We start from the raw sequence: 1,891 nt of genomic DNA, 5'->3' as shown, positions 1-1,891 counted from the left end.
CAGTCATCCAGCGCCGAACCGTTTCTACCGGGATATTCAGGTCAAACATGCTGCTGAGCTTCTCATGCGCCAAGGTAGGTCCAAAGCCCAGCAGATGTTCAGAAATAATGGAAAGACATTGCGATTTTAATAAATCGTCATGGCGATGATGGCCCGGTTGACCACGACTGGCATGCGTCATGCCTGAAACACCATCTTGATTGAGCTTCTGCAATAACCGGGTAATTTGACGGGTGGAAAGATTCAGGATTTCAGCAGCACGGACTTGGGTAATACGATGATCTCGAACGTCTTGCAGAACTGCAAGACGTTGAATTTCTTTGTCAGACATAGTGATCAGCATCTATATTTTATATCCAGTCCATGGTGATAAAAATCATCATAAACCAGACATTTTTATTGGTGAGAATATAGACACTTTAAATGGGTTCTAACAGTTCAGTTTCGCATAAGAGATTTTATGTTAAGTGTACTTTATATCTATAAAAAACTTTCCATATAAATGATTTATATGAAATATATGTGTTAACTTAAGGTTTAAGTTCATCTAAGAAAAGAATAATGGAAAGAAATCTAAATTTAGCAAATTCAATTTTCGCAGGCTTTAATGATAAAAACGGATTAATGATTTGTGGCTATGAATGGGGATGGTCAAAAGAAGATCAAAAACTGGATGAAAGCGATAGCCGTCCCACAGTAGATATGAGCATTGAATGTACATTTAGTAATAAATCCCTAAGGTATGGTCCTTCTGCCAATACTTGGCCTTATGATAAAAATATCAAAAAATGGTTTAAGTTTTGGGGACACCCATTAAACGATGAAAATTTAGGTTCAGACTTTGATAAATGTATTATTCAAACTAATTGGGCCTATACGAGTAATGCAGATATAGAAAGCTATAATCGTTTCTTAGAAAAAGAAGCAGTTGATAATTTTATTCATCATATTGAAGTTTTGAGACCCAAAGTAATTTTATTTATGGGTAGTAAGCTTATTAATTTTCTGAGAAATATAGATGTTTGGGATAGGTTTACTGCTATTGTTGGTCCAGAAATAGAACCCTTAAAAATGGTACAAAAAACAGATTTTGATGGTACTCGATTTAAAGTTTACTTTGATAATTTTGAACAATGCCAAGTTGTGTGCTTACCACACCCATCTAGTAGTAGAGGTCTATCTGATGAATATATCAAATTATTTGAACCAGAATTAGGAACAATCATTACTGAATATAAGAAACAAAAGGGTATTCTATAAAACTAATTATGAAAAAAGTCCATCTCATCCAAGCAGATATAACAGCTTTTGCTGTACATGCCATCGTTAACTCAGCAAATAAATCTTTGCTTGGTGGTGGTGGACTTGATTATGTGATTCATAAAAAAGCTGGACCATTGATGAAAGAAGAATGTGTTCGTCTAAATCAAGAAAAAGGTATATGCCCTACAGGTCAAGCAGAAGTAACAACAGCAGGTAATCTGCCTGCTAAATACCTTATTCATGCGGTTGGACCACGATGGTTAGATGGCGAACACAATGAGCCACAATTGCTTTGTGATGCTTATAGTAATGCACTATTCAAAGCTAATGAAATTCATGCACTCACTGTTTCTTTTCCATGTATTAGTACAGGTGTTTATGGTTTTCCACCTCAAAAGGCGGCTGAAATTGCGATTGGCACCATACTCTCTATGTTGCCTCAATATGATCATGTTGCAGAAGTATTTTTTATCTGCCGAGAGGATGAAAATTATTTAATTTCTCTGTACACGACAAATTTCACAGAACCCTTATCCTATCAGGCTTCTGCCTTCTTAAAATTGCCAAAATCTCCTTAAACTCTTCTTTTTTCCCAAAACCAATTAAACGCTGAATCGCCATTTGAACA

At 35.6% G+C, this 1,891-nt stretch carries 2 protein-coding genes and 1 pseudogene; 2 read left to right on the top strand and 1 reads right to left on the bottom strand.

What is annotated here, in order from left to right; translation table 11 throughout:
• On the bottom strand, positions 1-343 hold a 343-nt coding region (locus tag FTV09_RS17635; protein ID WP_180059001.1), incomplete at its 3' end, for a helix-turn-helix domain-containing protein.
• A 218-nt stretch (positions 344-561) separates the two neighbouring features.
• On the opposite strand from FTV09_RS17635, the gene FTV09_RS17630 reads away from it, so the two are divergent.
• On the top strand, positions 562-1,260 hold the full coding sequence (locus FTV09_RS17630; RefSeq protein ID WP_114238014.1) for a hypothetical protein: 699 nt from the start codon (positions 562-564) through the stop codon (positions 1,258-1,260).
• An 8-nt stretch (positions 1,261-1,268) separates the two neighbouring features.
• Positions 1,269-1,763 (top strand): annotated as a pseudogene (locus tag FTV09_RS17625) (macro domain-containing protein); the annotation flags it as partial.
• Positions 1,764-1,891: the final 128 nt, after the last annotated feature.

Source organism: Acinetobacter sp. YH12227 (assembly GCF_013417785.1).
In the GTDB taxonomy this organism is placed as follows: Bacteria; Pseudomonadota; Gammaproteobacteria; order Pseudomonadales; family Moraxellaceae; genus Acinetobacter; species Acinetobacter gandensis.
This window is presented reverse-complemented; position numbering and strand designations above follow the sequence as displayed.